This is a genomic window from Trueperella bernardiae (assembly GCF_030246965.1).
In the GTDB taxonomy this organism is placed as follows: domain Bacteria; phylum Actinomycetota; class Actinomycetes; order Actinomycetales; family Actinomycetaceae; genus Trueperella; species Trueperella bernardiae.
Genome location: NZ_CP127099.1, coordinates 636,545 through 663,520, shown reverse-complemented (window position 1 = coordinate 663,520; position 26,976 = coordinate 636,545). Strand labels below are relative to the sequence as shown.

Below are 26,976 nucleotides of genomic sequence, written 5' to 3'. Positions count from 1 at the left end.
TCTCACTTCCCGCAAAGATTCCCTACCGAAGGCACGCTAGACGACCGGGCTCACGATATCGGCCACGATCAGCAGGATCGTCATCGCGATCAGCGCGAAGAACACGGCGTTGCTCAGCGGCAGGAGGCGGGCGGTATCGAACGGCCCGGGATCAGCCTTGCCGCGTGCCTTGGCGATCGTGCGCCGGGTGCCTTCGAGGATCGCGCCGAGGATGTGCCCGCCGTCCAGTGGCAGCAGCGGGATCATATTGAACACGAACAGCGACATGTTGAGCCCCGCCAGCAGCATCGTCAGGTCCGCCACCCGGTCCGCCGCCGTGTAGTTCACCGCGTTCGAGGAGGTGATGTTACCGGCGATGTCCGCCACGCCCACGATTCCCACAACCCCGGTCTGGTCGCGCTCCCCACCCGTCACCAGGTTCGTGGCCATGTGCCACAGCTGGGCGGGCAGGGTGAGGACCACCTTGGCAGTCCCTGCGGCGATGGTGGCGGTCACGTCCGCCGCGCGCGTGAACGGCTGGCGCTGGCGCTCGAAGGCCGGCGCGATGCCGGCATACGGCACCTCCCGCACCTCGGCCTCGCCCACTTCGTTCTGCTTGGTCTGCTCCACCGGCACGGGTGTGATAACGACGTCGGCCGGCTCGCCCCCACGCAACACCCGGACCGTCACCTGCCCGGTGCCGCCCTGGGCGATCGCGGCGGAGAGCTCGGGCCACGTGGCCACCTCGCGCCGGCCCCATTCGACGATGACGTCGCCAACCTCCAGCCCGGACAGCGCGGCCGGGCTTGGCTCCTTGCCCTCGCACTGGTCGGCCTCGGCCTGCCCGACGCACGGCATGATCGCCCCCACCGCGGTGGTCGGCTGGGAGATCCCGATGCCGGAGACGACCCCGGCGATGAGGAGGGCGGCGAGCACCAGGTTGGTCAACGGCCCGCCGAACATGACGGCGAGCTTCTTCGGCGCGGTGAGGCGCCAGAAGGCCTGGTGCTCCTCCCCCGGCCCGAGTTCGGCGACCGAGGCCTGGCGCGCCTCCTCGGCCACCGTGATCTGGCCGTTCTTCTCCACGGGGGTGCCCGGCCTGGCCGGGGCCAACATGCCCGCGATCCGCACGAAGCCACCGAGCGGGATCGCCTTGATGCCGTACTCGGTGCCGCCCCGGGTGGTCGACCACAGGGTGGGGCCAAAGCCGATGAAGTACTGCGAGACCTTGACCCCAAAGCGCTTGGCGGGCAGCAGGTGGCCCAGCTCGTGGATCGCCACCGAGGCCAGCAGGCCAAGAATGAGGAACGCGATACCGAGGGCGGCCATCAGCCCAGCCGCTCTCGCGCGGCGCGGCGCGCCCAGGCGTCGGCCGCAAGCACGCCGGCAAGCGAGACCTCGCCGGTCCCATCGAAGGAATCAAGCACGGCCGCCACGGTGTCCACAATGTCGAGGTAACCGATCTGGGAGGCAAGGAAGGCGTCCACGCACACCTCGTTCGCCGCGTTCAGCACCGCCGGGTGGAGGGCGGAGGCCGCCACGGCGGAACGGGCCAGGTCGATCGCTGGGAAGACATCGGCGTCGTAGGGCTCAAACGTCCAGGCGGCCGGCACATCCCACGCGCACGGGCGCGCCACGTCCTCCAGGCGCGCGGGCCAGGACAGGCCGAGCCCGATCGGCAGGCGCATGTCAGGCGGGGAGGCCTGGGCGATCGTGGAACCGTCGATGAACTCCACCATCGAGTGAATAATCGACTGCGGGTGGACTACCACCGTAATGTCCGCCGGTGCCACGTCGAACAGCAGGGCCGCCTCGATAAGCTCGAGGCCCTTGTTGATGAGGGTCGAGGAGTTGATCGTCACCACGGGGCCCATCGCCCACGTGGGATGGTTGAGCGCCTGCGCGGGCGTCACGTCCTCAAGCTCGGCGCGGGTGCGGGCGCGGAACGGGCCGCCCGAGGCGGTCAGCACCAGCCGGCGTACCTCGCTCTTGCCGGTCACCACCGGGCTGGTCAGCCCCTTTTCGTGGCGGCCCGAACGCAGGGCCTGCGCGAGCGCCGAATGCTCCGAATCGACCGGTACGATCTGGCCCGGCCACGACATCGCGTCCTTAATCAGCCCGCCGCCGATCACCAGCGACTCCTTGTTCGCCAGCGCCAGCGTGACGCCCGATCGCAGCGCGGCGAGCGTGGGGCGCAGCCCGATCGAGCCGGTGATGCCGTTGAGCACCACGCCCGAATCCTCCGCCGTGCCGGACAGGAAGCCGGCCAGCTCCACCATCGCCTCCTCGCCGCACGCCACCTCCGGCGCGGGCGCGTCGCCCGCCACGGCCTTCCATGCCTCGGCGAATTCGCCGGCGCGGTCGGCGGCGATTGCCACCCGATCGACGTCGTGGTCAAACGCCTGGCGGGCGAGCAGCTCAATGTTGGCGCCGCCAGCGCCCAGCCCGCGCACGCGGAAACGGCCCGGGTGGGTGGCGATGACGTCGAGGGCCTGGGTTCCGATCGAGCCAGTGGATCCGAGCAGGACGACGTCGCGCATCACTCCACCGCCAGCAGGACGGAGACGGCGTGGTCCAAGAAGACGTCAACCACGGACTCGCGGTAGGCATCGGCACCGCGGGCCGAGCCGAAGGTGGCCCCGCGCACCTCGGCCGACGTCAGCTCCGCCTTGCCCGCAAAGTACTCTGACAGGCGCTCGAGCAGCGCATCGACGTCCGCCTTCTTATAACCACGCCCATCGGCGTCGGCGAAGCGCTCCCCGGCCGGACGGAGCAAGCGCGGGTAGAGGGCCTGGGCCTGCTTGTAGGTGGCGGCGAGCCACGCCTCCTCCCCCTCGGCCTCCATGACCTTGGCCCGGCGACGCTGAACGAACGCCGACTCGAGGCGATCGAGGGCGGCGTCGACCAGCGCGGGCGTGTAACCCTTGCGCACCCAGTCGAACGCGACGCCGCGCACGGCCACCTCGTCAATGTCAATCGACTCGTCCCCGGCGTAGGCCAGCTTGGCCTGCTCAAGGAACTCATCGACCTGGGTCGGGTTGTAGCCGTTGTTGAGGCCGCCGACCCGCTTGAATGTATCCGTCATTTTCTCCCCTGTTCCATCACAGCGAGTTGATCAGCCAAATCGACAGGCTCGGCACGGTGCTCAGCCAGGCGCGCCTCCACCGCTTCCTGGGCCTGCTTCGCGCGACGCGCCACGTTGTCCCGGTCCACGACCTCCGCGGCGAGCTGCCCGCACGCACCGTCGATATCCGAACCGCGCGTGTCCCTAATCGTTGTCGAAATCCCGGCATCGATCAAGGTCTGGACGAACGTGCGTGTCGCCCGATCCGTCGACGCCGTCCAGATGCTTCCCGGCGTGGGGTTGAGCGGAATGGGGTTGACGTGCGCCCAGCCGCGCCCGCGCGCATTGAGCTCAGCCGCCAGCAGCTCCGCCCGCCACTGATGATCGTTCATGTCCTTGATGAGGGCATACTCAATCGAAACGCGCCGGCCCGTGCGCACGAAATAGTGCCGCGCGGCGTCCAGCAGCTCACCCACCTTGTAGCGCGAGTTGATCGGAATGAGGTCATCGCGCAGGCCGTCGTCGGGAGCGTGGAGTGAGACCGCGAGCGTCACCTGTAGCCCCTCCTCGGCCAGCTTGAGGATCGCCGGCACCAGGCCCACCGTGGAGACCGTCACGTGGCGGGCCGCCATGCCGAAGCCCTCCGGGGACGGGTCGATCATCCGATGCAACGCCGCCCGCACGGCCGGGTAGTTCGCCATCGGCTCACCCATGCCCATGAACACCACGTTCGTCACCTTCACAGACTCGCCGAGCGCGCCCGACTCGGCGAGCGCCATGTTGAGGCGCAGCTGCTCCACGATCTCGGCCGTGGACAGGTTGCGGGTCAGGCCCGCCTGGCCCGTAGCGCAAAACGGACAAGCCATGCCGCAACCGGCCTGGGAGGACAGACACAGCGTAGCCCGATCCGGGTAGCCCATGAGGACCGACTCCACCACCGCGTCGTCAAACAGCTTCCACAAAACCTTGAGGGTGCGCCCACCATCGGCATACTGCTCGGAGACCTTCTTCACCAAGGGCGGCAGGAGCTGGGACACGATCTCCTCGCGCTGACCTTGGGGCAGGTCTGTCATCTGCGCCGGGGCAGCCGTGCGGTGGTCGAAGTAGTGACGCGAAACCTGGTCGGCACGGAAGGCCGGCAGGCCCATGTCGGCCACGAGGGCGCGGCGCTGCTCGCGATCGAGGTCGGCCAGATGACGCGGAGGCTTGCCGCGCCGCTTTTGCTGGAAGGTGAGCGTGGGGCGCTCGCCGCTCTCCACGCGAGGCTTAACTTGCTTGGGCTGAACGTTCATCATCGTGCCTGCACTATAGCAACCCCAGGCCACCGGCAAACATGAGGTAGCACGCAGGGGCACAAAAAAGGATGGAGTCAATCCGGTCAAGCATGCCGCCGTGGCCGGGGAAGATCGAGCCCATGTCCTTGATCGCGAGGTCGCGCTTGAGCAGCGACTCGGAGAAGTCCCCGGCGGTGGACATGACGGGGGTGACGAGCGCGAACAGAACCACCCACGGCCAGGAAAGGCCCACCATGGACCCCACGAAGAACCAAGCCACGAGGAAGCAGGCGATCACCGAGCCGGCAAAGCCCTCCCAGGACTTCTTCGGCGAGATCGACGGCGAGATCGGGTGCTTGCCAAACAGGACGCCAGCCAGCCAGCCACCCGTGTCGTTCGCCACCGGCAACAGGATGAAGGCCGTAATCACCCAAGCCCCGTGCGGCATCGTCGCCATCGCCACCGCGAAGCTGCCCATGAGCCCGATCCAGCCCAGCGAGAAGCAGCCCGCGAGCGCGTCCGTCACGCCCGCGGCGCGCGCATACCCGTTGACCAGCAACGCTAGGACGCAGGTCACCATGTAGATGATGAGCGCGGCCTGAATCCCGTAGAACCAGGTGCCCACCGCCATCGCTGTCTGGCCCGCGATCAGAACGAGGAGCGGGATCTTGAAATTGCGCGCGAGCAGGGCGCCCGCCATCTCCCACTGCGCGATCCCGAGCGCCACCACTACCAGGCCCGCGAAGACCTCGATGCGGATGAAGATCGACGCCGCCACGAGGGCGAGCAGGATGAGCGCAGTGGGGATGGCCGCCTTGAGGTTGCGGCCGGCCCGAGAATGGGACTCCTCGGGTGGCTTGGGTGGACGCGGAGCAAGCCGCGAGAAAATCGCGGCTTGCGGCTGATCTGAGGGCATCAGATCTCCATGAGGTCTTTCTCTTTGCCCTCGAGCAGCGCGTCCACCTGGTCGGTGAAGCGCTTGGTCAGGGCCTCGAGCTCCTTCTCTGCGCGCTCGACCTCGTCCTCTCCGGCCTCGCCGTCCTTCTTGATCTTCTCCAGGACGTCCTTGGCCTTACGACGCGCGGAGCGCACCGAAATCTTCGACTCCTCGGCCTTCGTGCGGGCGAGCTTGACGTACTCCTTGCGGCGCTCCTCGGTGAGGGCCGGCAGGTTGATGCGCAGCACCTGCCCGTCGTCGGTGGGGTTGACGCCCAGGTCGGCGTCGCGAATCGCCTTCTCGATGTCCTTCATCGCAGTGCGATCGTAGGGGGTGATGATGACCGTGCGCGCCTCGGGCACGGTCACCGAGGCGATCTGCTGCATCTGCGTGGGCGAGCCATAGTAGTCGACGATGAGGGAGGTGAACAGTTCGGGGTTCGCGCGCCCGGAGCGGATCTTGGAAAACTCGTTACGCAGGGCGCCCAGAGCCTTCTCCATCATCTCTTCGCCTTCGAGCAGTGCATCTTCAATCATGGTGTCCTCAGTTCTTTGTTACGAGTGTTCCGATATTTTCGCCGCGCAGAGCACGGGTGACGTTTCCAGGTTCCACCATGCCAAAGACGCGCATTGTCATTCCATTATCTTGACACAGCGAGAATGCGGCCGCGTCAACCACACGCAGGCCCTTGCGAAGCGCGTCGTCGTAGGTGAGGTAATCGAGCTTGACGGCCTCCGGATCCGTGCGCGGGTCCGCGCTGTAAACGCCGTCCACTCCGTTCTTGCCCACGAGTAGTTCGTCGCAACGCAGTTCGAGGGCGCGCTGGGCCGAAACGGTGTCGGTAGAGAAGTAGGGCATGCCGGCGCCGGCCCCGAAGATCACCACGCGCCCCTTCTCCAGGTGGCGGATCGCTCGCAGCGGGATGTAGGCCTCCGCGACCTGCGCCATCGTGATCGCGGTCTGCACGCGGGAGGGAACGCCTGCGCTTTCAAGAAAGTCCTGGAGAGCCACGGCGTTGATGACCGTGCCGAGCATGCCCATGTAGTCGGCACGCGCGCGGTCCATCCCCGCCTCCTGCAGTTCAGCCCCGCGGAAGAAGTTTCCGCCACCGACAACGACGCCGACCTGCACCCCGTCGTTCACCGCCGCGGCGATCTCCCCCGCCACTCGCGTCAAGACCGAGGTGTCGAGTCCAACCTCCCCTCCTCCGAAGACCTCTCCGGAAAGTTTAAGCAGGACACGGCGTCGCCTTTGCGAGTCAGACATGGATGAACCTTTCGTCGGGTGATGACCAGTTTACCGCATTCGCCCGTAGTTCGAATCCCGCCCAAACAGCCGGTCCAGTTCGCGACGCTCGCGCTTGGTGGGCCGCCCGGCGCCGGGCTCGCGCGTGGCGATCGGCACGCAGACCTTGGGCCGGGGCAGGGTCAGGTCCTTGTAGGCTTCCCGGGCCACGGGCGCGCCCACGCGCTTGAGGAGCAGCTGCTTGACCTCGAGGATCCGGTCCCAGCCCTGCACGCGGTAGCGCACGACGTCACCCACCTTCACCTTCGTGGCCGCCTTGACCGGCTCGTCGTTGACCCGCACGTGGCCGGCCCGGCACGCGGCGGTGGCCGCCGAACGGGTCTTCGTTTGCCGCACGGCCCACAGCCACTGATCGATGCGCACGCTTTCCATGACAGACAGTGTAGTCGGTGTCGCGCACCACTCCTCGCCGGTGACCCACGCAACTGACCACCCGGGACCTTCCTCACTACGATCAAAACAGCGGTGCTTAGTGCGCCATTTTTGTTTGTGAGGAATCGATGGCAGAAAACGTCAGCAGGCAACCGAACCAACCCGATTCAAACCCCCGCCACATCCGCGTTCCCGGATCAGATCGGGTCTACGACCGCAACAAACTCCTCTTCGTTCTCCTCGTCCCACTCATGATGACCCTGTTGCAGGTCTCCTCCGTCAACAACATCCTCACCTCGATCGGCCACGCCATGAGCGCCTCCGACTCCCAGCTCCAGTGGGTGCTGTCGGGCTACGCGCTCGCCGTCGGCATCATCCTGGTGCCCGCCGGCCGCCTCGGTGACATGTTCGGCCGCTCCTCGGCCTTCGTGGCAGGATTTTCGCTCTTCACCCTGTCCTCGCTGCTCGTGGGCCTGGCCACCGACGCCACGATGCTCAACTTCATGCGCGTCCTCCAGGGCGCCGGCGCGGGCATCCTCTCACCCCAGACCACGGGCCTCATCCAGCGTTACTTCGTGGGCCAAGCCCGCGCGAAGGCCTTCGCCATGTTCGGCCTGGTCGTGTCGATGTCTGTGGCCGCCGGCCCGCTCATGTCCGGCGCACTCGTGGGGATCCTGGGCGAAGCGGCCGGCTGGCGCTGGTCATTCATCATCAACTTCCCCATCGGCATCATCGGCCTCATCCTGGCCTTCCTTTGGCTCCCGTTCGGCAAGGAGCGCCGCCACGTGGGCCCGCACCGCGCCGAGGCCCGCAGCGAGTACATCGAGATGCAAGAAGAGGAGGGCCGCTTCTACGAGCGCCCGAAGATCGACCTCGACTTCCTCGGCATGGTCCTCCTTGCGCTGGCCGTGGTCGGCATCATGCTGCCCTTCATGTCCACCGGCTGGGCGTTCGCCTGGGCGCTCCTTCCCGCCGGTGTCCTCCTGCTCGCGGCCTGGGTGGCCTGGGAGTCGTACTACAAGAAGATCGGGCGCGAGCCGATGGTTAACCTCGAGCTGTTTGGCATCTCCACGTTCTCCTGGGCCACGGCGATTACCGTCTTCCAGTTCCTTGGCATGACGTCGATCTTCGTAGTCCTGGCCCTCTTCCTCCAGCGCGGGCTTGACGTCTCAGCACTCGAGGTCGGCCTGGTCACGCTACCCAACGCGTTGGTCTCCGCCTATGCGGCAGTGTGGGCCGGCAAGCGGGTCCTCCTCAAGGGCCGGGCCGTGCAGGCCATCTCGCTCGCCCTCATGGTGATCGGTGTGCTCGGCATGATGGGCGTGATCTGGGCGATCGGGAAGGGCCTGCCCTTCTGGTGGCTCATGGTCCCCGTCAGCGTGCTCGGCTTCGGCCAGGGCGCGATCGGCTCGACCAACCAGACCCTGTCCATGCTCGACGTGCCCGCCGAGCACGGCGGCACCGCCGGCGGCATCGTTCAGACCGGTCAGCGCATCGCCACCGCAATCGGCATCGCAATGATCACCGCGGTCTTCTTCCAGGGCCAGCACGCTGGTAGCGGCGACACGGCGTGGTACAACGCGATCTACATCGCCTACGCGCTGGTGACCTTCATCCTGCTCATCGCCCTCGCCCTGGCCGTCATCTTCTGGCGCAAGGGCACGGCGGAAATCAAGGCGTAGGGGCTCAGCCCTCGCGGTACTCGATCCCCATCCCGCCCTCGGGGTAAACCCAGCTCAGGGCCCCGGGGGTGGCGACTGCGAGGCACGCCCCGCACTCCAGGCACGCGGCGAACTCGGCCGAGATCGTACCGTCGGCCTCCTCGCGATACACGTGCGCCGGGCAGACCGCGATGATCCGCTTGGCCGTGCCCGTGGAACGCACAAGCTCCTGGTCGATGACGATGTGGCTCTCGCCCGTGTGGTAGACGTTCTTGGCGAGGCGCTCGTTCACGCCGCCCGGATTGAAAGACATCCCTGCCTCCTAAAGCGCTCGCAGCGCACGATAGCCGGTCTTGACCAGGTCACCCACGCGGATCCCCGAGCCCTTGAACGCGTCAAGGGCCACCTTCGCCAGGTGCCGGCGCGGACTGAGATCGTGGTGGTAGGCGCCGTAGAAGACGTCCGCCAGCAGCTCGCCCGCCGGCCCGAACATCAGCTGATCATTGCCGAGAAATTCGGGGGCGTGGCGGTAGGTGTGCATGTCCTTGCCCACGAAGCTCGCCTCGTATTCATCCACGTAGGCCTGCAGGGCCAGGCGCGAGTAATCGCCCGCCTCGATGGCCGCGTGGACCGCCTTCGCGGCGGCCAGCGCCGATCCGGCCGCCAGGTCCATGCCGCGCACGGTCAGGCCCGTGTTGAGGGTGAAGCCGGCGGCGTCGCCGATGAGGACCAGGCCATCGTGAACGATCCCCTCCTGCATCGCCTGCCCGCCCTCGGCCACGAGGTGGCAACCGTACTCGAGCAGCTCCCCGCCCTCGAGGAAGGGCGCAAGGAACGGGTGGGCCAGCAGGTGGTCATGGATGTCGGTGGAGGCCAGACCCGAGTCGGTCAGCCGCTCGAGCATGAGGACCACGCCCATCGAGACCGAGTCCCTGTTGGTGTACATGAAGCCGCCGCCCGGCACGCCCATCGTGGCATCCCCCACGATCGCGTAGGAGGCGCCTTCGTTGCCTACGAGGTTGAAGCGCTCCCGAACGGCATCCTCGCCGATCTGGATAACGGACTTGATGCCGAGTCCCAGGTTCTTCGTGGGCTGCTTCGGACGCACGCCGGCGCCCTGGGCGAGGAAGGAGTTGACGCCGTCGGCGGCGATGACCACCTTCGCCGTCATCTCCTCGCCCGCGGCCTCGATGCCGCAAAAATGCGTGTCGCCGCGCATCAGCCTATCGACCTTGACGCCGCTAATAAGGCTGACGCCGGCCTCCTCGGCCTGCTGCGCAAGCCACGGGTCGAGGTGGGCGCGCAGCACGCTGACGGCATTGACGGGCTCGGCAAGGCGCTGGTCCCAGTAGTCAATATTGACCGCCGAGGTGGCGTTCAAGAAGCTCAGCGTGTTGCGCGTGATGACGCGCTCCACGGGGGCCTCCTGGGCGAAGCCGGGGAAGATCTCCTCCATCACGCGGCTGTAGAACACGCCGCCGGAAAGGTTCTTGGCCCCCGGCTCGGTGCCGCGCTCGACCAGCAGCACCTCGCGCCCCTCGCGGGCGAGCGCCGTGGCGGCCACGGTTCCGGCCACCCCCGCGCCCACAACGATGACGTCGAAATCCTCCATGTCGGCCCCTCCCCTACGCCTTGAGCGCCTCGATCATCTTCGGCAACACCTCGTACAAGTTGCCGACGATCCCGTAGTCGGCCAGCTCGAAAATCGCGGCCGTCTCGTCATTGTTGATGACCACGATCGTCTGCGCGCCGCCGATGCCGGCCGTGTGGTGGATCTGGCCGGAGATCCCCACCGGGATGTAAAGGTCCGGGGAGACCGAGTGGCCCGAGACCCCAAGATACGAATCGCGCTCGAACCAACCGTGGCCTTCAACGAGCGGGCGGGTGCACCCGACCTCGGCGCCCAGCGCGTCCGCGAGCTCGCGTGCGAGCGCCAGGTCCTCCTCGGCCACGAATCCGCGCCCGACCCCCACGATGCGGGTGGCCGCGCCCAAGTTCACCTGCGCGCCCTCGTGGATGTCTTCACTGGCCACGCTCACCGTGTAGCCCTCGCCAGCCACGGTTTCTCCCGCAACCTCGCCCGGCACCGCCTCGCCCTCGCTGACGAGGACCACGGCCGGGCCGGCGAACTCCACGGTCTCCTCGACCATGCCGCCGAAGCGGCTGACCGTGGCGGAGGTGGTCGACAGCTCGCTCACGTTGCGCAGCAGTGGCGCGCCCTTCGCGGCGCACAGCGCACCCGCCAACGAGCGGCCTGCGGGGTTGTTCACCACGAGAATGAGGTCGCCCGCCTGCGCGTCCACCGCGGCCACGACCGCCGGGGCCAGCGCCTCGGCCGGGGCGTCGCCCGTCTCGATCCGGATCACGCGGTCCACCCCGCCCACCGGGGCATCGCCGACGACGACGCCGACCTTCTCCCCCTGGGCCAGCTCAACGAGCGTAGAAATCTCAGAAACGGTGGTCACAATCCAGGTAGTCATTTACAGCACCCCGTCCTCACGCAGGGCCGCCACAAGCTCGGCGGCCGTACCAAACATCTTGCCCTGGCGCACGCGCTTGTCCGGGCGCTTGCGGCCCACCACCTCGAGCGGGGCACCCGCGCTCTCCACGTCCGCGGCCGTCAGCACCTCCACGGGCTTCTTGCCGGCCGCGAGGATGTCCTTCATCGACGGCACGGCCGGGGTGGTTGCATCCGAGGTGGTGGCGACGACGGCCGGGCCGGTCAGGCGCAGCGTGCGGCTGCCGCCCTTGATCCGCTGGGTGAGAACGAAAGCATCGCCGTCGACCTCCACCTTCGCCACGTCGAGAATCGCCGGCCAGCCAAGGTACCCCGCGATGAGCGCGGGCGTGACTCCAGCCGCCTCATCCACCGAAGAATCGGCCGTGAGCACCAGCGAGACGTCACCCACCTTGCTCACCAACTGGGCCAGGGCGGCGCCGACCTGGGTGGCAGACCAGGCCGAGACGGCGTCGTCGGCAAGTATCAGCCCGCGGTCAAAGCCGCGCGACATGGCGTTCTTGCGCGCCATCGGGGAGGCAACCTGGGCAGAGCCCACCGAAATACCCACGAGCTGCGTGCCCGCGGCATCAGCGACCCGCCGGCCCATCTCCATCGCCACCGGATCCGACTCCGACACGGCGGCCTTCGCGCGCGTCCAGTCAACCGTGCCGTCGGCAAGCACCTTGGCATCTTGCGGATTAGGCGCGTACTTGTAGGCCACAACAATACTCAACGTCGTTCTCCCCTTCATCAAACCCTCATTATCGCGCGGGTCGCGCGCAGCCGCGCCCGGGGCACGGCTTTTCATCTGCGAGCAAATACTCGACTTAAGCCAGTGTGGGGTGCGATTACCTCGCACCCCACACCAGTGAACTAGCCCTTACTCCTGGCCAACGCGCACGCGCTTAAAGCCCGTGATCGTGGCGCCGGCGGCCTTGGCAACCTCGCCCACCGAGTGCTTCGGATCGCGAGCGTAGGGCTGGTCAAGCAGGCAGACCTGCTTGAAGTAGCCCTTAAGGCGGCCTTCGACGATCTTCGGAACAGCCTGCTCCGGCTTGCCCTCGGCGATCGTCAGCTCGGTGGCGATGCGGCGCTCGTTCTCGAGCTCCTCCTCCGGCACGTCGCCCTCAGCGAGGTAGGCCGGGGACATGGCGGCCACGTGGACGGCGACGTCGTGGGCGATCTCCTTGCCCGCGGCATCGGTGGCGACGATGACGGCCACCTGGGCCGGCAGGTCAACAGCCGTCTTGTGCATGTAGGCCTCGACGTGCTCGCCAGCGAGGTACTCAACCGCACCCACGCCCAGCTTCTCGCCGATGATGCCGATCATGTTGTCCACGGCGTCCTTGACAGTGCCCTCCGGGTGAGCGGCGGCCAGGACCTCATCGGTGGTCTTGGCACCAGCCTCGACGGCGGCGGCGAGGATGCCCTCGGCGAAAGCGATGAACTTCTCGTTCTTCGCCACGAAGTCCGTCTCAGCGTTGACCTCGACGATGAGGCCGAATTGGCCCTCGTCGTTCGTGCCGATGTGGGACAGGACCAGGCCGTTCGAGGCCGTGCGGCCCTCACGCTTGGCGGCGACCTTCAGGCCCTTGAGGCGAAGGATCTCCTCAGCCTTGGCGGTATCGCCCTCAGCCTCGGTCAGCGCCTTCTTGACATCCATCATGCCAGCGCCGGTCTTCTCACGAAGAGCCTTGATATCTGCAACGGTAATTGCCATGTTGATCTTCCTTAGGCGTTGTCGGTCTCAGCCGGGGCCTCAGCGGCCGGGGCCTCGGCGGGGGCTGCTTCAGCCTCGGCCGGAGCCTCAGCCTCGTCACCCTCGAGGAGCTCGCGCTCCCACTCGGGCATGGGGTCCTCATCCTTAGCGCCACCGCCACGGGCCACCAGGCCCTCAGCGACTGCGTCGGCGATCACGCGGGTCAGGATATCGATGGAGCGGATCGCGTCGTCGTTCCCCGGGATGCCGTAGTCGACGTCGTCGGGATCACAGTTCGTGTCGAGGATCGCACAGACGGACATGTTGAGCTTGTGGGCCTCAGCGACCGCCAGGTGCTCCTTGTTCGTGTCAACGATCCAGATGGCCGAGGGAACCTTGCCCATGTCGCGGATACCGCCGAGCGTGCGCTCCAGCTTCTCCTTCTCACGACGCATCATGAGCAGTTCCTTCTTCGTGCGACCAGAGCCGGCCACGTCGTCGAAGTCAACGATCTCCAGCTCCTTGAGGCGCTGGATACGGGCGTTAACGGTGGAGAAGTTGGTCAGCATGCCGCCCAGCCAACGCTCGTTGACGTAGGGCATACCCACGCGCTCCGCCTGCTCGCGGATCGGGCGCTGGGCCTGACGCTTGGTGCCAACGAAGAGGATGTTGCCGCCGTGGGCCACGGTCTCCTTGACGAACTCGTAGGTGCGGTTGATGTCGTCAACCGTCTTACGAAGATCAATGATGTAGATGCCGTTACGATCGTTGAGGATGAAACGCTTCATCTTGGGGTTCCAGCGACGGGTCTGGTGCCCGAAGTGGACGCCGGCTTCAAGCAGCTGGCGCATGGAAACGACTGCCATGGTCGTCCTTTCTCACAGCGCGGGTGTGCCGCGCTTGGTTTTACGGTTCTTTGCCCACCACACCCTGTGGCAGGCCCTGGTGCCCCATTCCACGCTCCATCGGACCGATGCGCGGAAGGCCTTGCGGCGAGCGAGCACGCGTAGTCTGTCTTTCGACAGCCTTCCTAGTTTATCCAGGGCCCGCACAGTTCTCCAACACTAAAACTTGGCGCGCGCGGTGGCGTTGCCTACATCGCACCCGGGCCATGCCGGGCTGACATTTGGCGTCCCCGCGGGGCACAATGAATCGGATGGTCATTTCTTGCAGGGAGGTGCGGCATGGATCCTGAGGTTCTCTTCCGTATCGTGGACGTCGCGGGCGTCATCGCCTACGGGGTCATCGGCGCATCCCTTGCCCGCAAGCTCGAATACGACATCATCGGCTACCTCACCCTCGGCATCCTGACCGCGCTCGGCGGTGGCATGATCCGCGACTCCCTGCTTGGCGTGGGCTTCCCCGTGGCGCTGACCGACCCGTGGTACCTCGCCGGCGCGATCGGCGCCTCCGCCTTTGCCTACCTCGTGCCGCTGGATGGGCCGTGGGCGCGACGCGGTCTCACCCTCGCCGACGTCCTCGCTCTTGGCTGCTGGTCCGCCACCGGCGCCGCGAAGGGCATCTCCGCCGGGCTCGCCCCGATCCCCTCGATCTTCCTCGGGGTCATCACCGCCACCGCCGGCGGCGTGATGCGCGACGCGCTCGTGCGCCAGACCCCCGCTATCTTCGGCTCCAACCCCCTCTACGCCACCATCTCCATCGCCGCCGCCGGGATCATGGTGATCTTCCAGCAGCACGACATGTACGAGGTGGGGATGGGCCTAGCGATCCTCCTGTGCCTCATCTTCGGGCTCGCCGCCCGCCGCTTTAACTGGATCCTGCCCGTGCGGCAGATGAACCTGCTAGCCGATTCGCGGCGCATCCTGCGCCGCGAGCACGTGACCAACCTGCGCAAGTTTTCCCGACGCAAGGACTCCAAGTAGCGCCAACCACGCCGTGGCGCAAGCTTGCCGGTCGCTCCGACACAACTCGTGAATCTGGTGCCGCCCTGGCGGCGGTAGCGATCGTTAGCCGGTATTTTCACGAGTTTCGTCGGCCGCCCCAATCGGGACGAGTCCCTGAATTGGGAAGAGCGTGTTTCTCCACAGATTCCCTGCCGGGTGGCCCGACCACATCGGGCACATTATCGGCGTGGGGCTTTCGGCGATTTTGAGAGCCTGGTGGCATGAAGAAGTTTCTTGTTGCACTCGCTCTCGTCTCCCTCGGCGGCGTTGCCGCCCTCACCCTACCCTCAGGCCCTGCGCCTGCTGAGCTCTCGGAGAGTGTGGCGCCCTCGGCGAACTCGGCACTCTCGGCTGACTCGGTGGGCTTGGCCGGCACGGTAGACGCGGACAGCTTGGCTGGCTCGGTGGGCTTGGCCGGCTCGGCGCCCACGGTCGAGTATGCCTGGCCCTCGGGCGCCGAGGTGCCGGTGCTCCGGCCGTTTGCGCCCGGGCCAAACAACTGGGACGCTGGGCACCGGGGCGTGGACCTGGCGATCGCCGCCGGCCAACCCGTGTATGCGGCGGCGAGCGGCCGCGTCATCTACGCAGGCAAGCTCAATGACCGCGACCTAGTGTCGATCGGGCACGCCGACGGGATCCGCACCACCTATGAGCCCCTCTCCCCTGCAGTCACACGCGGGGACACGGTCACGCGCGGCCAGCTCATCGGGCACGTGACCGGCGAACACTGCGCGCCCTCCTCGTGCCTGCACTGGGGAGCCAAGCGCGCAACGAGCGACTACCTCGACCCGCTATCGCTTCTATGGGGTCCGATCATGCTCGTCGAGTAGCACGCCCACCTGCCGTGAGCGCATCAGGCGAACTTGAGGCGCGGCGGTAGATTGCGGGCGCTCCCGGGGCGGGTGCGCCCGCCGTGTACGCACCCCTTCTGTTAGGCGCGCGGGTGGGCCTGGCCGAAGGCGGCGCGCAGGCGCTCGGCGCTCACATGGGTATAGCGCTGGGTTGTGCCGAGCGAGGAGTGGCCGAGGATCTCTTGGACGTTGCGCAGGTCCGATCCGCCGTCGAGCAGGTGGGTGGCCGCCGAGTGCCGCAGGGCGTGAGGCCCGATGTGCGGCAGGTCCGCAAGGTCGGTGAGCCGGTCGAGGACCGTACGTACCATGCGCGGGTCGATCCTGCGTCCTGCCTTGCCCACGAACACCGCTGGCGTCGGCCCCTTGAGGAACTGGGGGCGTAGCGCCAGCCATTCCGACAGCGCCTCGCGGGCGGGCCTACCGAAGGGGACGATGCGCTCCTTATCTCCCTTACCCACCACCCGCAGCGTCATGTCGGGCTGGATGCTGGACACGTCGAGGCCCACGAGCTCGCTGACACGGATCCCGGAGGCGTAGAGCAGCTCGACCATCGCCCAGTCCCGCACCGTGAGCTCGCCGTCCTCCGCCGCGCGATCCGCGGCGATATCGAGCAGGCGCTTGGCCTGGGCATGACTCAGCACCTGGGGTAGCTTGTTCTCCGCCTTCGGGGAGGTGAGCCGCTGGCCCGCGTCGGAGTCGATGTGCCCGTTCTTGTACAACCACCGGGTGAAGCTACGGATCGCCGCCGAGTGGCGGGCCATCGAGGCCCTCGAGTGGCCCTCCTGCTGGAGGGAGGCAAGCCAGGAGCGCAGGTCGGCAAGCTCCACGAAGCGCAACGCTCCCGCCACGTCGTCCGAACTGGTGCCGAGGAAGTCGAGGAAGGAGCGTGCCTCGGCGGCATAGGCGGCCACGGTGTGCTCGGACAGCCCGCGCCGCACACCCAGCTCGCGCACGTAGTCGTCCAGAATCGTCTCGATGCTCATGACTTCACCTTAGTGCGCCGGTAGCGCCCGTCGCGCTCTTCCACACGCCCGGCAAGTACCAGCCGGCCGAGCGCCGCCAGGGTCTCGGGCAGGGCCATGCCCGCTGTCGCCGCGATCGACGCCGCGCCCTTACCGCGGACGAGGGGCACGGCATCGAAGGCGCGCTGCTCGCGCATGTCGAAGCCGTCGTCCACCCCGCCGGAGAAGAAGTCGGCGGCCAGTGGCTCTTGGACCCCGATTGGCCCCATGAGCTCGCGCAGGTGGCTCACACTGCCGATCGCAGTGGCGCCGTTGCGAAGCAACTCGATGCAGCCCTGGCTCTGCACGGAATCGATTGGGCCGGGGACAGCGCCGACCGGCCGGCCGATCGCGAGCGCGTGGCGCGCGGTTGACAGAGCACCGGAGCGCACGGGCGCCTCGACCACTACGGTGGCCTGGCCCAGCGCCGCGATGATGCGGTTGCGGGCCAGGAAACGGAAGCGCTGCGGGGCGGCCCCCAGCGGGGATTCGGACACGATCGCGCCGCCCGCCTCCAGGGTCTTAGCGAAGAGCGATTCGTGGGAGCGGGGGTAGACCCGGTCCGCGCCGCCCGCGCTGACAATAAGGGTGGGACGGCCGGCGATCAGGGCACCCTGGTGGGCGGCGGCATCGATGCCGAAGGCCCCGCCGGAGACCACGGTGGCCTCCTCGGAGATCTCGAAGGCGAAGTCGCGGGCCGTGCGCAGGCCGGTGGAGGTGGCCGCGCGTGAGCCGACGATCGCCACTGCCCGCGCCTCCAGCGCCGTTGGATTACCCTTGACCCACAGTAGGAGCGGCGCGTCGGCGCCCAGGTCGTTCAGTTGGCTCGGCCACCGCGAGTCCTCCGGCCCGATCACGCTCACCCCGGTCATCTCCAGCGCCCGCATGTGGAACGGCTCTTGGTGGGCAAGCCGGTGGCGCCAGCGCTCGATCTGCGCGCGCATGCCCGGCTCGAACTCCCCGTCGCGGATAGCCTCGAGTGCCCCGGCCGGGCCGAGGTTCTCGATGAGGGTATGGGCGATGGGGTCAGCTCCCTCGGTCATGCGCGACCATTCGATGCGCGCCTGCAAATCGTTCACGAGTCCATCCTTCCGCTCAACATGAAGGCCGCCGCCACGTCGTCGTCGGTGGGCCTGCCGTGCCCGGCGAGGTCGGCAATCGACCAGGCGAGGCGCAAAATCCTGTCATACCCGCGCAGCGAGAGCAGGCCCGAGGCCAGGCCCTTGTCGATCCGGGCCAGTGTCACGCCCTGGAGCGGGGTGTTGCGCCGCAGCCAGGAGCCGGGCACGTCGGCGTTACGCTCGAGTTCGAGGCCGGCCAGGCGGAAGGCCTGCCGCTCCCGGGCCTCGGCCACGGCGCTCTTCAGCTGCGCGCTCGAGGCGCTTCCGCCCCGGCGCAGGTCTGCCTTCGACGGGCGACGCAGGGTAACGTGGATGTCGATACGGTCGCGCACCGGGCCGCCTAGCGAGGCCTCATACAGCCGGATGTCGCGCGAAGTGCACGTGCACGCCGAGCCCGGGTCGAGCCTGCGCCCGCACCTGCAGGGGTTGGCCGCCGCAATGAGCTGGAAGCGTGCCGGGAAGCGCACGCTCGCCTTCGCCCGCGCCACGTCAATCCACCCCTCCTCGAGCGGCTGGCGCAGGGACTGGATCGCTCGCGGGGCAAACTCGGGAAACTCGTCCATGAAGAGCACGCCGCGGTGCGCGGCTGTGATCGCACCCGGCCGCGGCATCCGCGATCCCCCGCCCACCAAAGCCACCGTGGTGGCCGTGTGGTGGGGCGCGGCGAAAGGCGGATGGACGGGCAGGGACGTGACCCGCTCGCCCGTGAGGGAGGCGATCGCCGCCACCTCCAGCGCGTCAGCCTGGCTGAGGTCCGGGAGGATGCCGGGCATGCGGCGGGCGAGCATCGACTTACCCACCCCGGGCGGGCCGACCATGAGCATGTGATGCCCGCCCGCGGCCGCCACCTGGAGGGCGAGGATCGCCTCCTCCTGCCCGCATACGTCAGCCACGTCCGCCATCGCCTCCGGCACGTCAAGCACCTCGGCACTGAGCTGGGTTGGGGGCGGGGCGACGACACCGGGCACCCCGCACATCTCGGCCACCTGGGCCAGGTGGTGCACGCCGATGACCTCCAGCCCGTCCACGAGCATCGCCTCGTCCTGGTTGGCCTGGGGCACGATCGCCACCTGCGCGTCCTTAGCCGCGAGCAGGGCGGGCAGGACCCCGCGCACCGGCCGCACCGAGCCGTCCAGGCCGAGTTCGCCCATGACAACCGCCTCGCGCCCGAAACCGAACCCGATCGAGCCGAGGATCGCCACCGCGATCGACAGGTCAAAGCCGGTACCCGATTTCATGACGTCGGCCGGCGATAGGTTGACCGTGAGGCGCCGATTGGGCCACGTGATCCCGATGGCGTGAAAGCCGGCCCGCAGGCGTTCGCGCGCCTCATTGACCGCCGCGTCGGGAAGCCCCACGATGTGGAAGCTCGGCAACCCGTTGAGCTGGACGGCCTCCACGAGGATTGGCACCGCCTGCACGCCCACCACCGACAGGGTGTTGGCCCGCCCCACCGTTCCTGCGATCGCTTTCATGACTCCACCCCCTTGAGGTGGGTCAGCTCATGCCTATCGCCGGCCAGATCCACCGTCACCACGTCCACGCCAATCTGCGTGCCGAACGAGCGGTGGTCAAGGAGCCACTGCAACAGCAGCCCTTTGATCCGATTGACCTTGAGCGCGGTCACCGCCTCTGCGGGCGTGCCCGCCCGGTGAGTACGCCGTGTCTTGACCTCAACCGCCACGATCGCGTTACGTTGCGGGTCGAAGCCCACGATGTCGATCTCGCCCCCGCGCGTACGCCAGTTGCGGGCGAGGATCGTCCAGCCCTGTTGCGTCAGATATGTTGCCGCGAGGTTCTCGCCCCACGCGCCTAATTCATTGTTCGTCATAGGACGATTTCAGCAGGAATCGCCGGCGCCTGATTTCGCAAAAGCCCCAAATGTGGGTAAAGCTCCCGCAAGGGAAAATGTGGATAATGTTTTTTCGCGAAATAACGCTATTCGAAGTCGAGCCCGCGCGAGAGATCGGGCTTGTTCAGCTCCTCCACGTTGACGTCCTTAAAGGTTACGATCCGCGCGCCGCGGATGAACCTCGAGGGGCGGAAGATGTCCCACACCCACGCGTCCGTGAGCGTCACCTCGAAAAAGACGTCACCGGCGGCCGAGGCGCGAACCTTGACATCGACGTCGTTGGCCAAATAGAAGCGCCGCTCGGTCTCCACCACAAACTGGAACAGGCTCGCCACGTCCCGGTACTCGCGGTAGAGCGCGAGTTCGGCGTCCGCTTCGTAGTTCTCCAGTTCGCTCATCGTCCCTGCTCCAATCCAGGTAGTTTCCAGCTCGTTCGGTGGTGCTCGCTCGCGCCGAGCGCTCCCAGGCCCGCGATGTGGGCCGGCGAGGAGTATCCCTTGTTTCGCTCCCAATCGTAGCCCGGATACTGCGCGCCGAGCCGGGTCATGATCTTATCGCGCTCCACCTTCGCGAGCACGCTCGCCGCGGCCACCACCGCGCAGCGCGCGTCGCCCTTGACCTCCATGTGCACAGGATAGGGCGGAAGTTGCGGCCCGATCGGCAACTCCGACGGCGACCACCAGTCGTGCGTGCCGTCCAAGATCACCGCCGAAATCGGCAGATCCAGCTGGGCGAGCGCCTCCCCGGCGGCATACCGCAGCGCGCCGATGATCCCCCACTGGTTGACGACGTCGGCGCCCGCGTGCCCCACCGCCGCGGCTTCCACCCACTCACGGACCTGGCCCACTGCGCGGGTCCGCGCTATCGGCGTCATGAGCTTCGAATCGCGCAGTCCCGCGGGGAAGTCATCGGGAGTACCCAGGGAGACGACCGCGATGCCCACCGTGGCCGGCCCGGCGAGCGCCCCGCGCCCCACCTCGTCAACCCCCGCCACGTAGCGACCGCCGCGCTCGCTCACCTCGCGCAACAGGGCGAGCTCGACCTCGCGATCAGGGACTATCAACGCCTGCGAACACCTCTCTGGCCGAGGGGATCTTACCCATCCGGTCGAGCGGATACATGGTCAGCCACGCTCGCCCCTCGATGTTCGAGATCGGCACGAAACCAAAGCCGGTGGCTTGCTGGTGGTAGCGCGAATCCTTCGAGCGGTCGCGGTTATCGCCCATGAGCCACACGTGCCCATCAGGAACCACCACGTCGAACTCCGTGTCCGACGGCGAGGATCCGGGCTTGATGTACGTCTCCGTAATCGGCTCGCCGTTGACCGTGATGAGGCCGTCATGACAGCACTCCACGTGATCGCCGGGCAGGCCAATGATGCGCTTGACCAGATGGTCGCCCACGTTCTGTGGGACCACGCCCACGAGTTCGCCCACACTGATGAGCACCTTCTGCACCCCAGAATAGTGCGGCTTCGCCGAGTCGGACAGCCAGTTGCCCGGGTCCACGAACACGACCACGTCACCCCGGTGGAGGTCTTCCTCCGAGTCCGCCAGCTTGTTGACCAGGATCCGATCCCCCGGAATAAGCGTGTTCTCCATCGACTCAGACGGGATGGCGAAGGCCTGCGCGAAGAAGGTCTTGATGATGACCGAGATGAGGAGAGCTACCGCGATGATCGTGGCAAATTCGAGCACGGTGGATCCCAGGCGCTTCTTGGCGCCCACTTCGCCCTTCTCGCTCCGACTCGGTTCAGCACGGTGCTCGGGCGGGTACGACGGCGGCATCGCGTCCGCCTGGTCAAGTTCCTCCATCGCGCTCCTCCTACTGACCACTACACTACGTCACCGGCCGGGCACGTTCGCCGCCGAGCCGGGGTGTCTCCACGTGACTTCGCCGACAGCGTTCGGGCTGTGGATAAAAAAGAAGCACCCTCGCGGGTGCTTCCAGCTTGCGACACCCTTAGGCGTCTGCACGCATCTCGCGGATCTTCGCGGCCTTGCCGTGACGATCGCGCAGGTAGTACAGCTTGGCGCGGCGAACGCGGCCACGGCTGACCACCTCGATTGAGTCAACGTTCGGGGAGTGCAGCGGGAAGCGACGCTCCACGCCAACACCGAAGGACACCTTGCGGACCGTGAAGGTCGCACCAATGCCGTTGCCGCCCTTGCGGTCGATGACAACGCCCTGGAAGACCTGGATACGGTGACGCTGGCCTTCCACAACCTTCACGTTGACCTTGACCGTGTCACCCGCGCGGAAGTCGGGGCGCTCGGTCAGCGATGCTTCGTTAATCTTGTCGATAATGTTCATTATCTTCTCAACCACCCTGCGCGCAGGTCAGAGTGCTTTCCGGGCTTTCGCCCGTTCGTCGGAAAGAACTTGCAGCCGGATCGTGCCCCCTGCGGCAGGCCGCGAATCCCATACAAGCCCTACAATTGTGGCACACGCGCCCGGATCGCCAAAGTGACATCCTTGTTGATCTGCTCACCCACAACGAATTCGCGCGCGCCCACAACCCTGAAGCCGGCCCGCTTGTAGGCCCGGATGGCACGTTTGTTGGCGGTGTTCGTCCCTAGCCAGACGTACGGCTCGCCACCCTCGGCCCGCCGCGCCACCTCGGCCAGGGCCTCGCGCATGAGGATGTCGAACACGCCCGTGCCGCGCCACGGCGTATCGACGTAGAGCTTGGACAGGTACACGAGCTCGCCCTCACGCGGGGTGTCCTCCAGCACGACGTCGACCGGCGCCCCCGCCTCGATCGCCTCGGCCTGGTCCTGTGCGCTCGCCGGGAAGAAGGCCATCGCGTAGCCGGCGAGCTTGCCACCCACGCGGGCCACGAGCACGAGGTAGCGCGGGTCGGCGACGTAGTTCGCGAACCGCTCCGAGCTCAGGTTTTCGGCCACGAAGGCCGCGATGTCGGCGTCGGCCATGCCGGGCGGGCAGGCGTGCGGGAAGAGCCGGCCGGCAAGGGCAGCGACCTCTCCCGCCTCCACCGGCCCAGCCTCGTTCACGACTACGCGCTGCAGGCCCTCCCCGACCACCCAGCCGAGCCGGGTCAAGGTCGCGCGATCCCTCTTGCCCAAGCCAGCCACGTCGAGCACGGCGATCATGTCCGGGCGCCGGGCGGCCGTGCGCTCGAGGGCGCGGTCGCGCCGCCAGCGAGCCACCTTCCCGTGGTCGCCGGAGGTGAGGACCTCGGGCACGTCCAGGCCGCGGAAGGAGGTGGGCCGGGTGTAGACCGGGTACTCGAGCAGGCCGGCCACCCCGTGCGATTCCTCGCGCAGCGACTCGGGGTTGCCCACCATCCCCGGCACGAGCCGCGAGACGGCCTCGACCAACGCAATCGCGGCCACCTCTCCCCCGTTGAGTACGTAGTCGCCGAGCGAATACTCGACCACCTCCATGCCCGCCGCACGGTAATGTTCGGCCACCCGGGCGTCGATCCCCTCGTACCGTCCGCACGCGATGACGATTTGGTCAGCCTCCGCCAGCTCCCAGCACGCCTGCTGCGTGAGCATCGCGCCCGAGGGCGTCGGGATCGCAAGTACGGCACGGCCGGGGCCCACGACGTCGTCGATCGCCTTGCCCCACACGTCCGGCTTCATCACCATGCCGGCGCCCCCGCCGAACGGCGAATCGTCCACGGTGCGGTGGACGTCGGCGGTCCAGGTGCGCAAGTCGTGTGCGGCGATATCGATAAGGCCGCGGCTGCGCGCCTTGCCGACAAGCGACAGGTCGAGCACGGAGAAGAACTCGGGGAAGACCGAGATGATGTCAAAGCGCACGCCTACCGCCCCTCGGTCTCCTCGGAGATCACGAGCTCGTCGGGCGAGAAGAGCCCGGGAGGGGCGTCGATGATCACGCAGTTATCCTCGAGGTCCACCTCGGTGACGATCTCCTTGACGAAGGGCACCCGGGTGATGATCCCGTCCGGCTCGCGCACCACCAGCAGGTCCTGAGCGGGCATCGGCTCGAGCCCGACCACGATGCCGAGCTCGTAGCCCTCCGGGTCGAGCACCTCCAGGCCCTTGAGCTCGTGCGGGAACCAGGCATCTTCTTCCGCCTCGTCCTCATCCGACTCGATGACCAGCTTCACCCCGCGCAGCGACTCGGCGCCCGTGCGGTCGGCGTACTCGGCGAAGCGCACGTACTGGGTGCCCTTGTATTCGCGCCGCGCTGTGATCGTCACCGGGCCCATGTCGGCCGGGTCGGTCTCCAGCGTGGTGCCCACGGCGAGCCGCCGCTCCGGATCGTCCGTGCGCACGTCCAACTTCACGTCACCCTTGAGGCCGTTCGCGGCACCAATGATCGCCACCGTCAACTGCATGACTCCCCCTTTTTCTCTTCCTTCAATCTTGCCTGGATAGCAAAGGACCCGCCACACCTGGCGGGTCCTTCACGGAAGTTATCACAGATCGGTTTCGATCACGTCAACGCGTACCGGGCCCTGCGTTGCAAGCGCGCCGATCACGGAGCGCAACGCCTTGGCCGTGCGGCCGTTGCGGCCGATCACACGCCCGAGGTCCTCGGGATTGACTCGGACTTCGAGGAGCTCACCGCGGCGGTTGTTGCGCGAGGTGACCTCGACGTCGTCCGGATTGTCCACGATTCCGCGAACGAGGTGTTCCAAGGCGTCAGCAAGCATTACGCTTCCTCAGCCTCTGCCGGAGCCACGTCAGCCTCGGCCTCAGCCTGTGCAGCCTCCGCTGCGGCGGCCGCCTCGGCCTCCTCGCGAGCCTTCGCCTTGTCGGCGCGGCGCTTCTCGGCCTCGGCCTGGACGGCCTTGGTGGCCTCCTCGCGCTGCGCGGCGATGTCCACAACCTCGGCGGTCTTCAGGGTGGAGCCACCCTCGAGACCCTTGGCTGCCTGCCAATCACCCGTGATCTTCAGCTGAGCCAGCACCGGCTCCGACGGCTGGGCGCCGACCGAGATCCAGTAACGAGCACGCTCCGAGTTGATGTCGATCACCGACGGCTCGGTGTTCGGGTTGTAGTAACCGATCTCCTCAATGACGCGGCCGTCACGCTTCTTGCGAGAATCGACGACGACGACGCGGTAGTGGGCCTCACGGATCTTGCCCATACGCTTCAAACGAATCTTGACTGCCACTTTAGCGGTCACTCCTAGTTCATGTTTGGTGGGTTCCAACCGGAAACGTGGGAAATCATGCGTCTGGTTTTTACCCGGACTGAGACGCCGCCAGGGTGAGAGGGACCCGGTGATGCCTGAGTACAACGAACCATGATGCCAGACTTTGCCCACTTTTTGCACTCCCTGCTCGCTTTCCGCTCGGTGGTAGTGGTCACGTGCCGGGTTTTCAGGAGCCCTAAACACGGCGTTTCATTGTAGCGAAGTGTGCGAAAGGTCCCTCAACTGTTAGTTCCCATCGCCGCTGGCAGGAACGACAATGGAGTCATGACCCAAGACACCCGCCACAGGGAGAACCTCGCGCCGTACGCGTGGCTCTCGATCGGCGTCGCTATCGTGACCATCGCGCTCAAAGCGGGAGCCTACCTCGCCACCGGCTCTGTCTCCCTCCTGTCGGACGCGATGGAGTCAGTGGTCAACCTCGTCGCGGCGGTCATCGCCCTCATTTCGCTCATGCTGGCCGCCAAGCCCGCCAGCTCGCGCTACACCTTCGGGCGCTCGAAGGCCGAGTACTTCTCCACCGCCATCGAGGGCGCCATGATCTTCGGCGCGGCCGCGCTCATCATCTTCGCCGCGATCATGCGCCTCGCTCACTCCAAGCCCGTGGAGAGCCTCGGGATTGGCCTGGTCATCTCCGCCATCGCCGCCCTCATCAACGGCGCCGCCGGCATGTACCTCATTCGCGTGGGCCGTAAGAAGCGCTCGATCACGCTCGAGGCCGATGGGCGCCACCTGCTCACCGACCTCATCACCTCCGCCGGCGTCATCGTCGGCCTTCTCCTCGTCCTGGCAACCGGCTGGTCCATCCTCGATCCCCTCATCGCGATCGCCGTCGCCATCAACATCGTGTGGACGGGCCTCTCGCTCCTGCGCACCTCGCTCTCCGGCCTCATGGACGTCACACTTCCCGACGACGAAAACGCGGCCATCGTCGAGGTCCTGCGAAGCTTCAGCCAGCCGGGCTCGATCAGCTTCCACGGTCTGCAGACCCGCCAGTCCGGCCGCGAGCGCTTCATCAACGTCGACCTCCAGGTGCCGGGGCTGTGGACGGTCAAGCAGGGCCACGACCTCGCGATGGAGGTCGAGCGCGCGATCCAGGCCCGGCTCGACAACACCGACATCGTCATCCACGTCGAACCGATCGAGGACGAGGCCTCGTATGAGGATATCCCCGAGGGCTTCATCCCGCTCGGCGACGAGTACTGGTCCTAGCCCGCCGACCTGACGGGCCGGCGCGGCCTAGATGACGCGCACCCCTGAGGCGAACACGGCCAGCGGCTCGCGTAGCGTCTCGATGTTGACTTCCGGGTCTTCCCGGTACACGACGACGTCGGCCGGCTCCCCTTCCGCCCACACGTCGAAGCCGATCTTGGCTCGCCCATCAAAGGTGGCGGCCGCCATGACGAGGTCGGCCGGCATCCCGTCCTCGACCGCGTCGATGAGTTCGTCGACCAGGTTGACCTCCGCCACGTTCTCCGCCGTGTCGGAGCCCATGAGGAAGTGCGTGTCTGTCTCGACCATGAGGGCCAGGTGCTCGCGGCGCCTCGCGTCCATCCCCAGCATGCGTTCCACGTAGGTGGGGAACTTCGCGCCTTTGGCCGCGAACTCGGGGAAGCGGCGGATCTGGTGAACCGTGGGGGTGATGAGGATCCCCCGCGCGGCGGCCTCCAGCAGGTGGTCACGGGTCATACCCGTGCCGTGCTCGATCCCGTCCACGCCCGCCTCCAGCAGGTCATCCACCGTCTCGGTGGCGAAGGTGTGGGCGGTGACCTTGCCCCCGGCGTCGTGAACGGCGGCCACAGCGTCGATCAGCGCCCTGCACGGCCACAGCGGCGTGGTGTCGCCGACCTCGCGGTCGATCCAGTCGCCTACGATCTTGATCCAACCATCCCCGCGCTCGAACTGGCGCACGGCCTCGGCGGGGAGGCCTGCGGGTTCGACGTCGACAGCGAGGTGGCGTTCGTAACGCTTGAAGCGCGCAATGTGCTGGCCCGAATGCATGACGCGGGCCAGCCCCGGCTCCCACGCGACCTTCGCATCGTGCTGGCCCCCGGCGTCGCGAACAGTGGTGATCCCGTGCCGGGCCAGCACCTGCAGGCGACGGCGCATCTCAGCCACCGGGAGCGGCTCGGGCGTGCGGCGCATGCCGGGGTGGGTGTGGACGTCGAGGAGGCCAGGGTAAGCGAAGCCCGCAATCTCCTCTCCCCCACCGGAGCGCGGGGGCGAAAAGGCGAGGCGGCCGCCGTCGATCCAGGCTTGGCTCGCGTCGGTCCCACGGAGGGTACCGCGAAGATGAACGGTCATG

General features: G+C 67.2%; 31 protein-coding genes. 4 read left to right on the top strand and 27 right to left on the bottom strand.

What is annotated here, in order from left to right; translation table 11 throughout:
• Positions 1-36: 36 nt before the first annotated feature.
• The 8 genes from QPC17_RS03075 to QPC17_RS03040 are packed head-to-tail and all read right to left on the bottom strand — an operon-like array spanning position 37 to position 6,931.
• Entirely contained in the window at positions 37-1,308 is a 1,272-nt protein-coding gene (locus tag QPC17_RS03075; RefSeq protein ID WP_285347453.1) for a M50 family metallopeptidase, read from the bottom strand.
• On the bottom strand, positions 1,308-2,519 hold the full coding sequence (gene dxr, locus QPC17_RS03070; protein WP_285347452.1) for a 1-deoxy-D-xylulose-5-phosphate reductoisomerase: 1,212 nt from the start codon (positions 2,517-2,519) through the stop codon (positions 1,308-1,310). Before dxr ends, QPC17_RS03075 begins: the two co-directional genes overlap by 1 nt.
• A complete protein-coding gene (locus QPC17_RS03065; RefSeq protein ID WP_062612065.1) occupies positions 2,519-3,064 on the bottom strand; it encodes a cell division protein DivIVA in 546 nt (181 codons plus the stop codon). The genes dxr and QPC17_RS03065 overlap by 1 nt, the downstream gene beginning before the upstream one ends.
• On the bottom strand, positions 3,061-4,338 hold the full coding sequence (rlmN, locus tag QPC17_RS03060; RefSeq protein WP_062612063.1) for a dual-specificity RNA methyltransferase RlmN: 1,278 nt from the start codon (positions 4,336-4,338) through the stop codon (positions 3,061-3,063). Before rlmN ends, QPC17_RS03065 begins: the two co-directional genes overlap by 4 nt.
• Before the next feature lie 10 nt (positions 4,339-4,348).
• Positions 4,349-5,233, bottom strand: coding sequence for a phosphatidate cytidylyltransferase (locus tag QPC17_RS03055; protein WP_062612061.1), 885 nt, complete (start codon positions 5,231-5,233; stop codon positions 4,349-4,351).
• Entirely contained in the window at positions 5,233-5,790 is a 558-nt protein-coding gene (gene frr, locus QPC17_RS03050; RefSeq protein WP_062612059.1) for a ribosome recycling factor, read from the bottom strand. The genes QPC17_RS03055 and frr overlap by 1 nt, the downstream gene beginning before the upstream one ends.
• 7 nt (positions 5,791-5,797) lie before the next feature.
• Positions 5,798-6,520, bottom strand: coding sequence for a UMP kinase (pyrH, locus tag QPC17_RS03045; RefSeq protein WP_068538427.1), 723 nt, complete (start codon positions 6,518-6,520; stop codon positions 5,798-5,800).
• Between the two features lie 30 nt (positions 6,521-6,550).
• The gene (locus QPC17_RS03040) at positions 6,551-6,931 is read right to left on the bottom strand and encodes an RNA-binding S4 domain-containing protein (protein WP_285347451.1); all 381 of its coding nucleotides are present in this window, start codon (positions 6,929-6,931) and stop codon (positions 6,551-6,553) included.
• A gap of 128 nt (positions 6,932-7,059) precedes the next feature.
• Here QPC17_RS03040 and QPC17_RS03035 point away from each other — a divergent pair, with 128 nt between their 5' ends.
• Positions 7,060-8,613, top strand: a complete 1,554-nt coding sequence (locus QPC17_RS03035; RefSeq protein ID WP_068538428.1) for an MFS transporter — start codon at positions 7,060-7,062, stop codon at positions 8,611-8,613.
• Positions 8,614-8,617: 4 nt separating this feature from the next.
• On the opposite strand, the gene QPC17_RS03030 is transcribed toward QPC17_RS03035, so the two are convergent.
• From QPC17_RS03030 to rpsB, 6 genes are all read right to left on the bottom strand, one after another.
• Positions 8,618-8,905, bottom strand: coding sequence for a ferredoxin family protein (locus QPC17_RS03030; RefSeq protein ID WP_062612050.1), 288 nt, complete (start codon positions 8,903-8,905; stop codon positions 8,618-8,620).
• Between the two features lie 9 nt (positions 8,906-8,914).
• Complete coding sequence (locus QPC17_RS03025) at positions 8,915-10,204, bottom strand: FAD-dependent oxidoreductase (RefSeq protein WP_068538429.1); 1,290 nt, start codon at positions 10,202-10,204, stop codon at positions 8,915-8,917.
• 13 nt (positions 10,205-10,217) lie between these two features.
• Positions 10,218-11,072, bottom strand: coding sequence for an electron transfer flavoprotein subunit alpha/FixB family protein (locus tag QPC17_RS03020; RefSeq protein ID WP_062612048.1), 855 nt, complete (start codon positions 11,070-11,072; stop codon positions 10,218-10,220).
• Positions 11,073-11,825, bottom strand: coding sequence for an electron transfer flavoprotein subunit beta/FixA family protein (locus QPC17_RS03015; protein ID WP_068538527.1), 753 nt, complete (start codon positions 11,823-11,825; stop codon positions 11,073-11,075).
• Between the two features lie 147 nt (positions 11,826-11,972).
• Entirely contained in the window at positions 11,973-12,812 is an 840-nt protein-coding gene (gene tsf, locus QPC17_RS03010; RefSeq protein ID WP_062612047.1) for a translation elongation factor Ts, read from the bottom strand.
• A gap of 11 nt (positions 12,813-12,823) precedes the next feature.
• Positions 12,824-13,657, bottom strand: coding sequence for a 30S ribosomal protein S2 (gene rpsB, locus QPC17_RS03005; protein WP_285347450.1), 834 nt, complete (start codon positions 13,655-13,657; stop codon positions 12,824-12,826).
• Between the two features lie 318 nt (positions 13,658-13,975).
• Here rpsB and QPC17_RS03000 point away from each other — a divergent pair, with 318 nt between their 5' ends.
• Positions 13,976-14,674, top strand: coding sequence for a trimeric intracellular cation channel family protein (locus QPC17_RS03000; protein ID WP_062612043.1), 699 nt, complete (start codon positions 13,976-13,978; stop codon positions 14,672-14,674).
• Between the two features lie 242 nt (positions 14,675-14,916).
• Entirely contained in the window at positions 14,917-15,525 is a 609-nt protein-coding gene (locus QPC17_RS02995; protein ID WP_062612042.1) for a M23 family metallopeptidase, read from the top strand.
• Between the two features lie 101 nt (positions 15,526-15,626).
• Here the strand turns inward: QPC17_RS02995 and QPC17_RS02990 are convergent, their stop codons facing one another.
• The 12 genes from QPC17_RS02990 to rpsP all read right to left on the bottom strand — a co-directional run bounded on the left by QPC17_RS02990 (position 15,627) and on the right by rpsP (position 24,632).
• Complete coding sequence (locus QPC17_RS02990) at positions 15,627-16,529, bottom strand: tyrosine recombinase XerC (protein WP_062612037.1); 903 nt, start codon at positions 16,527-16,529, stop codon at positions 15,627-15,629.
• On the bottom strand, positions 16,526-17,626 hold the full coding sequence (dprA, locus tag QPC17_RS02985) for a DNA-processing protein DprA (protein ID WP_083297711.1): 1,101 nt from the start codon (positions 17,624-17,626) through the stop codon (positions 16,526-16,528). The genes QPC17_RS02990 and dprA overlap by 4 nt, the downstream gene beginning before the upstream one ends.
• Positions 17,623-19,143, bottom strand: coding sequence for a YifB family Mg chelatase-like AAA ATPase (locus QPC17_RS02980; RefSeq protein WP_285347449.1), 1,521 nt, complete (start codon positions 19,141-19,143; stop codon positions 17,623-17,625). Before QPC17_RS02980 ends, dprA begins: the two co-directional genes overlap by 4 nt.
• Complete coding sequence (locus QPC17_RS02975) at positions 19,140-19,499, bottom strand: YraN family protein (protein ID WP_068538434.1); 360 nt, start codon at positions 19,497-19,499, stop codon at positions 19,140-19,142. The genes QPC17_RS02980 and QPC17_RS02975 overlap by 4 nt, the downstream gene beginning before the upstream one ends.
• A gap of 107 nt (positions 19,500-19,606) precedes the next feature.
• Positions 19,607-19,918, bottom strand: a complete 312-nt coding sequence (locus tag QPC17_RS02970) for a DUF2469 domain-containing protein (protein ID WP_068538435.1) — start codon at positions 19,916-19,918, stop codon at positions 19,607-19,609.
• Positions 19,915-20,583, bottom strand: a complete 669-nt coding sequence (gene rnhB, locus QPC17_RS02965) for a ribonuclease HII (RefSeq protein ID WP_068538436.1) — start codon at positions 20,581-20,583, stop codon at positions 19,915-19,917. The genes QPC17_RS02970 and rnhB overlap by 4 nt, the downstream gene beginning before the upstream one ends.
• On the bottom strand, positions 20,570-21,334 hold the full coding sequence (lepB, locus tag QPC17_RS02960) for a signal peptidase I (RefSeq protein ID WP_062612023.1): 765 nt from the start codon (positions 21,332-21,334) through the stop codon (positions 20,570-20,572). Before lepB ends, rnhB begins: the two co-directional genes overlap by 14 nt.
• Before the next feature lie 148 nt (positions 21,335-21,482).
• Positions 21,483-21,833 (bottom strand): 50S ribosomal protein L19, encoded by a 351-nt coding sequence (gene rplS / locus QPC17_RS02955; protein WP_068538437.1) that lies wholly within the window; start codon positions 21,831-21,833, stop codon positions 21,483-21,485.
• 119 nt (positions 21,834-21,952) lie between these two features.
• Positions 21,953-23,308, bottom strand: a complete 1,356-nt coding sequence (gene trmD / locus QPC17_RS02950) for a tRNA (guanosine(37)-N1)-methyltransferase TrmD (protein ID WP_285347448.1) — start codon at positions 23,306-23,308, stop codon at positions 21,953-21,955.
• A gap of 2 nt (positions 23,309-23,310) precedes the next feature.
• Complete coding sequence (gene rimM / locus QPC17_RS02945; protein ID WP_062612018.1) at positions 23,311-23,850, bottom strand: ribosome maturation factor RimM; 540 nt, start codon at positions 23,848-23,850, stop codon at positions 23,311-23,313.
• 81 nt (positions 23,851-23,931) lie between these two features.
• Positions 23,932-24,168, bottom strand: a complete 237-nt coding sequence (locus tag QPC17_RS02940) for an RNA-binding protein (RefSeq protein ID WP_062612013.1) — start codon at positions 24,166-24,168, stop codon at positions 23,932-23,934.
• Positions 24,168-24,632, bottom strand: coding sequence for a 30S ribosomal protein S16 (gene rpsP, locus QPC17_RS02935; RefSeq protein WP_068538439.1), 465 nt, complete (start codon positions 24,630-24,632; stop codon positions 24,168-24,170). Before rpsP ends, QPC17_RS02940 begins: the two co-directional genes overlap by 1 nt.
• Positions 24,633-24,938: 306 nt before the next feature.
• On the opposite strand from rpsP, the gene QPC17_RS02930 reads away from it, so the two are divergent.
• Complete coding sequence (locus QPC17_RS02930; RefSeq protein ID WP_062612006.1) at positions 24,939-25,883, top strand: cation diffusion facilitator family transporter; 945 nt, start codon at positions 24,939-24,941, stop codon at positions 25,881-25,883.
• 27 nt (positions 25,884-25,910) lie between these two features.
• On the opposite strand, the gene QPC17_RS02925 is transcribed toward QPC17_RS02930, so the two are convergent.
• Positions 25,911-26,975 (bottom strand): amidohydrolase family protein, encoded by a 1,065-nt coding sequence (locus tag QPC17_RS02925; RefSeq protein WP_062612005.1) that lies wholly within the window; start codon positions 26,973-26,975, stop codon positions 25,911-25,913.
• Position 26,976: the final 1 nt, after the last annotated feature.

What these genes read in the sequence shown, in the direction of transcription:
- QPC17_RS03075 (WP_285347453.1), bottom strand. Translation starts at nt 1,308, where the DNA reads ATGGCCGCCCTCGGTATCGCGTTCCTCATTCTTGGCCTGCTGGCCTCG.
- dxr (WP_285347452.1), bottom strand. Translation starts at nt 2,519, where the DNA reads ATGCGCGACGTCGTCCTGCTCGGATCCACTGGCTCGATCGGAACCCAG.
- QPC17_RS03065 (WP_062612065.1), bottom strand. Translation starts at nt 3,064, where the DNA reads ATGACGGATACATTCAAGCGGGTCGGCGGCCTCAACAACGGCTACAAC.
- rlmN (WP_062612063.1), bottom strand. Translation starts at nt 4,338, where the DNA reads ATGATGAACGTTCAGCCCAAGCAAGTTAAGCCTCGCGTGGAGAGCGGC.
- QPC17_RS03055 (WP_062612061.1), bottom strand. Translation starts at nt 5,233, where the DNA reads ATGCCCTCAGATCAGCCGCAAGCCGCGATTTTCTCGCGGCTTGCTCCG.
- frr (WP_062612059.1), bottom strand. Translation starts at nt 5,790, where the DNA reads ATGATTGAAGATGCACTGCTCGAAGGCGAAGAGATGATGGAGAAGGCT.
- pyrH (WP_068538427.1), bottom strand. Translation starts at nt 6,520, where the DNA reads ATGTCTGACTCGCAAAGGCGACGCCGTGTCCTGCTTAAACTTTCCGGA.
- QPC17_RS03040 (WP_285347451.1), bottom strand. Translation starts at nt 6,931, where the DNA reads ATGGAAAGCGTGCGCATCGATCAGTGGCTGTGGGCCGTGCGGCAAACG.
- QPC17_RS03035 (WP_068538428.1), top strand. Translation starts at nt 7,060, where the DNA reads ATGGCAGAAAACGTCAGCAGGCAACCGAACCAACCCGATTCAAACCCC.
- QPC17_RS03030 (WP_062612050.1), bottom strand. Translation starts at nt 8,905, where the DNA reads ATGTCTTTCAATCCGGGCGGCGTGAACGAGCGCCTCGCCAAGAACGTC.
- QPC17_RS03025 (WP_068538429.1), bottom strand. Translation starts at nt 10,204, where the DNA reads ATGGAGGATTTCGACGTCATCGTTGTGGGCGCGGGGGTGGCCGGAACC.
- QPC17_RS03020 (WP_062612048.1), bottom strand. Translation starts at nt 11,072, where the DNA reads ATGACTACCTGGATTGTGACCACCGTTTCTGAGATTTCTACGCTCGTT.
- tsf (WP_062612047.1), bottom strand. Translation starts at nt 12,812, where the DNA reads ATGGCAATTACCGTTGCAGATATCAAGGCTCTTCGTGAGAAGACCGGC.
- rpsB (WP_285347450.1), bottom strand. Translation starts at nt 13,657, where the DNA reads ATGGCAGTCGTTTCCATGCGCCAGCTGCTTGAAGCCGGCGTCCACTTC.
- QPC17_RS03000 (WP_062612043.1), top strand. Translation starts at nt 13,976, where the DNA reads ATGGATCCTGAGGTTCTCTTCCGTATCGTGGACGTCGCGGGCGTCATC.
- QPC17_RS02995 (WP_062612042.1), top strand. Translation starts at nt 14,917, where the DNA reads ATGAAGAAGTTTCTTGTTGCACTCGCTCTCGTCTCCCTCGGCGGCGTT.
- QPC17_RS02990 (WP_062612037.1), bottom strand. Translation starts at nt 16,529, where the DNA reads ATGAGCATCGAGACGATTCTGGACGACTACGTGCGCGAGCTGGGTGTG.
- QPC17_RS02980 (WP_285347449.1), bottom strand. Translation starts at nt 19,143, where the DNA reads ATGAAAGCGATCGCAGGAACGGTGGGGCGGGCCAACACCCTGTCGGTG.
- QPC17_RS02975 (WP_068538434.1), bottom strand. Translation starts at nt 19,499, where the DNA reads ATGACGAACAATGAATTAGGCGCGTGGGGCGAGAACCTCGCGGCAACA.
- QPC17_RS02970 (WP_068538435.1), bottom strand. Translation starts at nt 19,918, where the DNA reads ATGAGCGAACTGGAGAACTACGAAGCGGACGCCGAACTCGCGCTCTAC.
- lepB (WP_062612023.1), bottom strand. Translation starts at nt 21,334, where the DNA reads ATGGAGGAACTTGACCAGGCGGACGCGATGCCGCCGTCGTACCCGCCC.
- rplS (WP_068538437.1), bottom strand. Translation starts at nt 21,833, where the DNA reads ATGAACATTATCGACAAGATTAACGAAGCATCGCTGACCGAGCGCCCC.
- rimM (WP_062612018.1), bottom strand. Translation starts at nt 23,850, where the DNA reads ATGCAGTTGACGGTGGCGATCATTGGTGCCGCGAACGGCCTCAAGGGT.
- QPC17_RS02940 (WP_062612013.1), bottom strand. Translation starts at nt 24,168, where the DNA reads ATGCTTGCTGACGCCTTGGAACACCTCGTTCGCGGAATCGTGGACAAT.
- QPC17_RS02930 (WP_062612006.1), top strand. Translation starts at nt 24,939, where the DNA reads ATGACCCAAGACACCCGCCACAGGGAGAACCTCGCGCCGTACGCGTGG.
- QPC17_RS02925 (WP_062612005.1), bottom strand. Translation starts at nt 26,975, where the DNA reads ATGACCGTTCATCTTCGCGGTACCCTCCGTGGGACCGACGCGAGCCAA.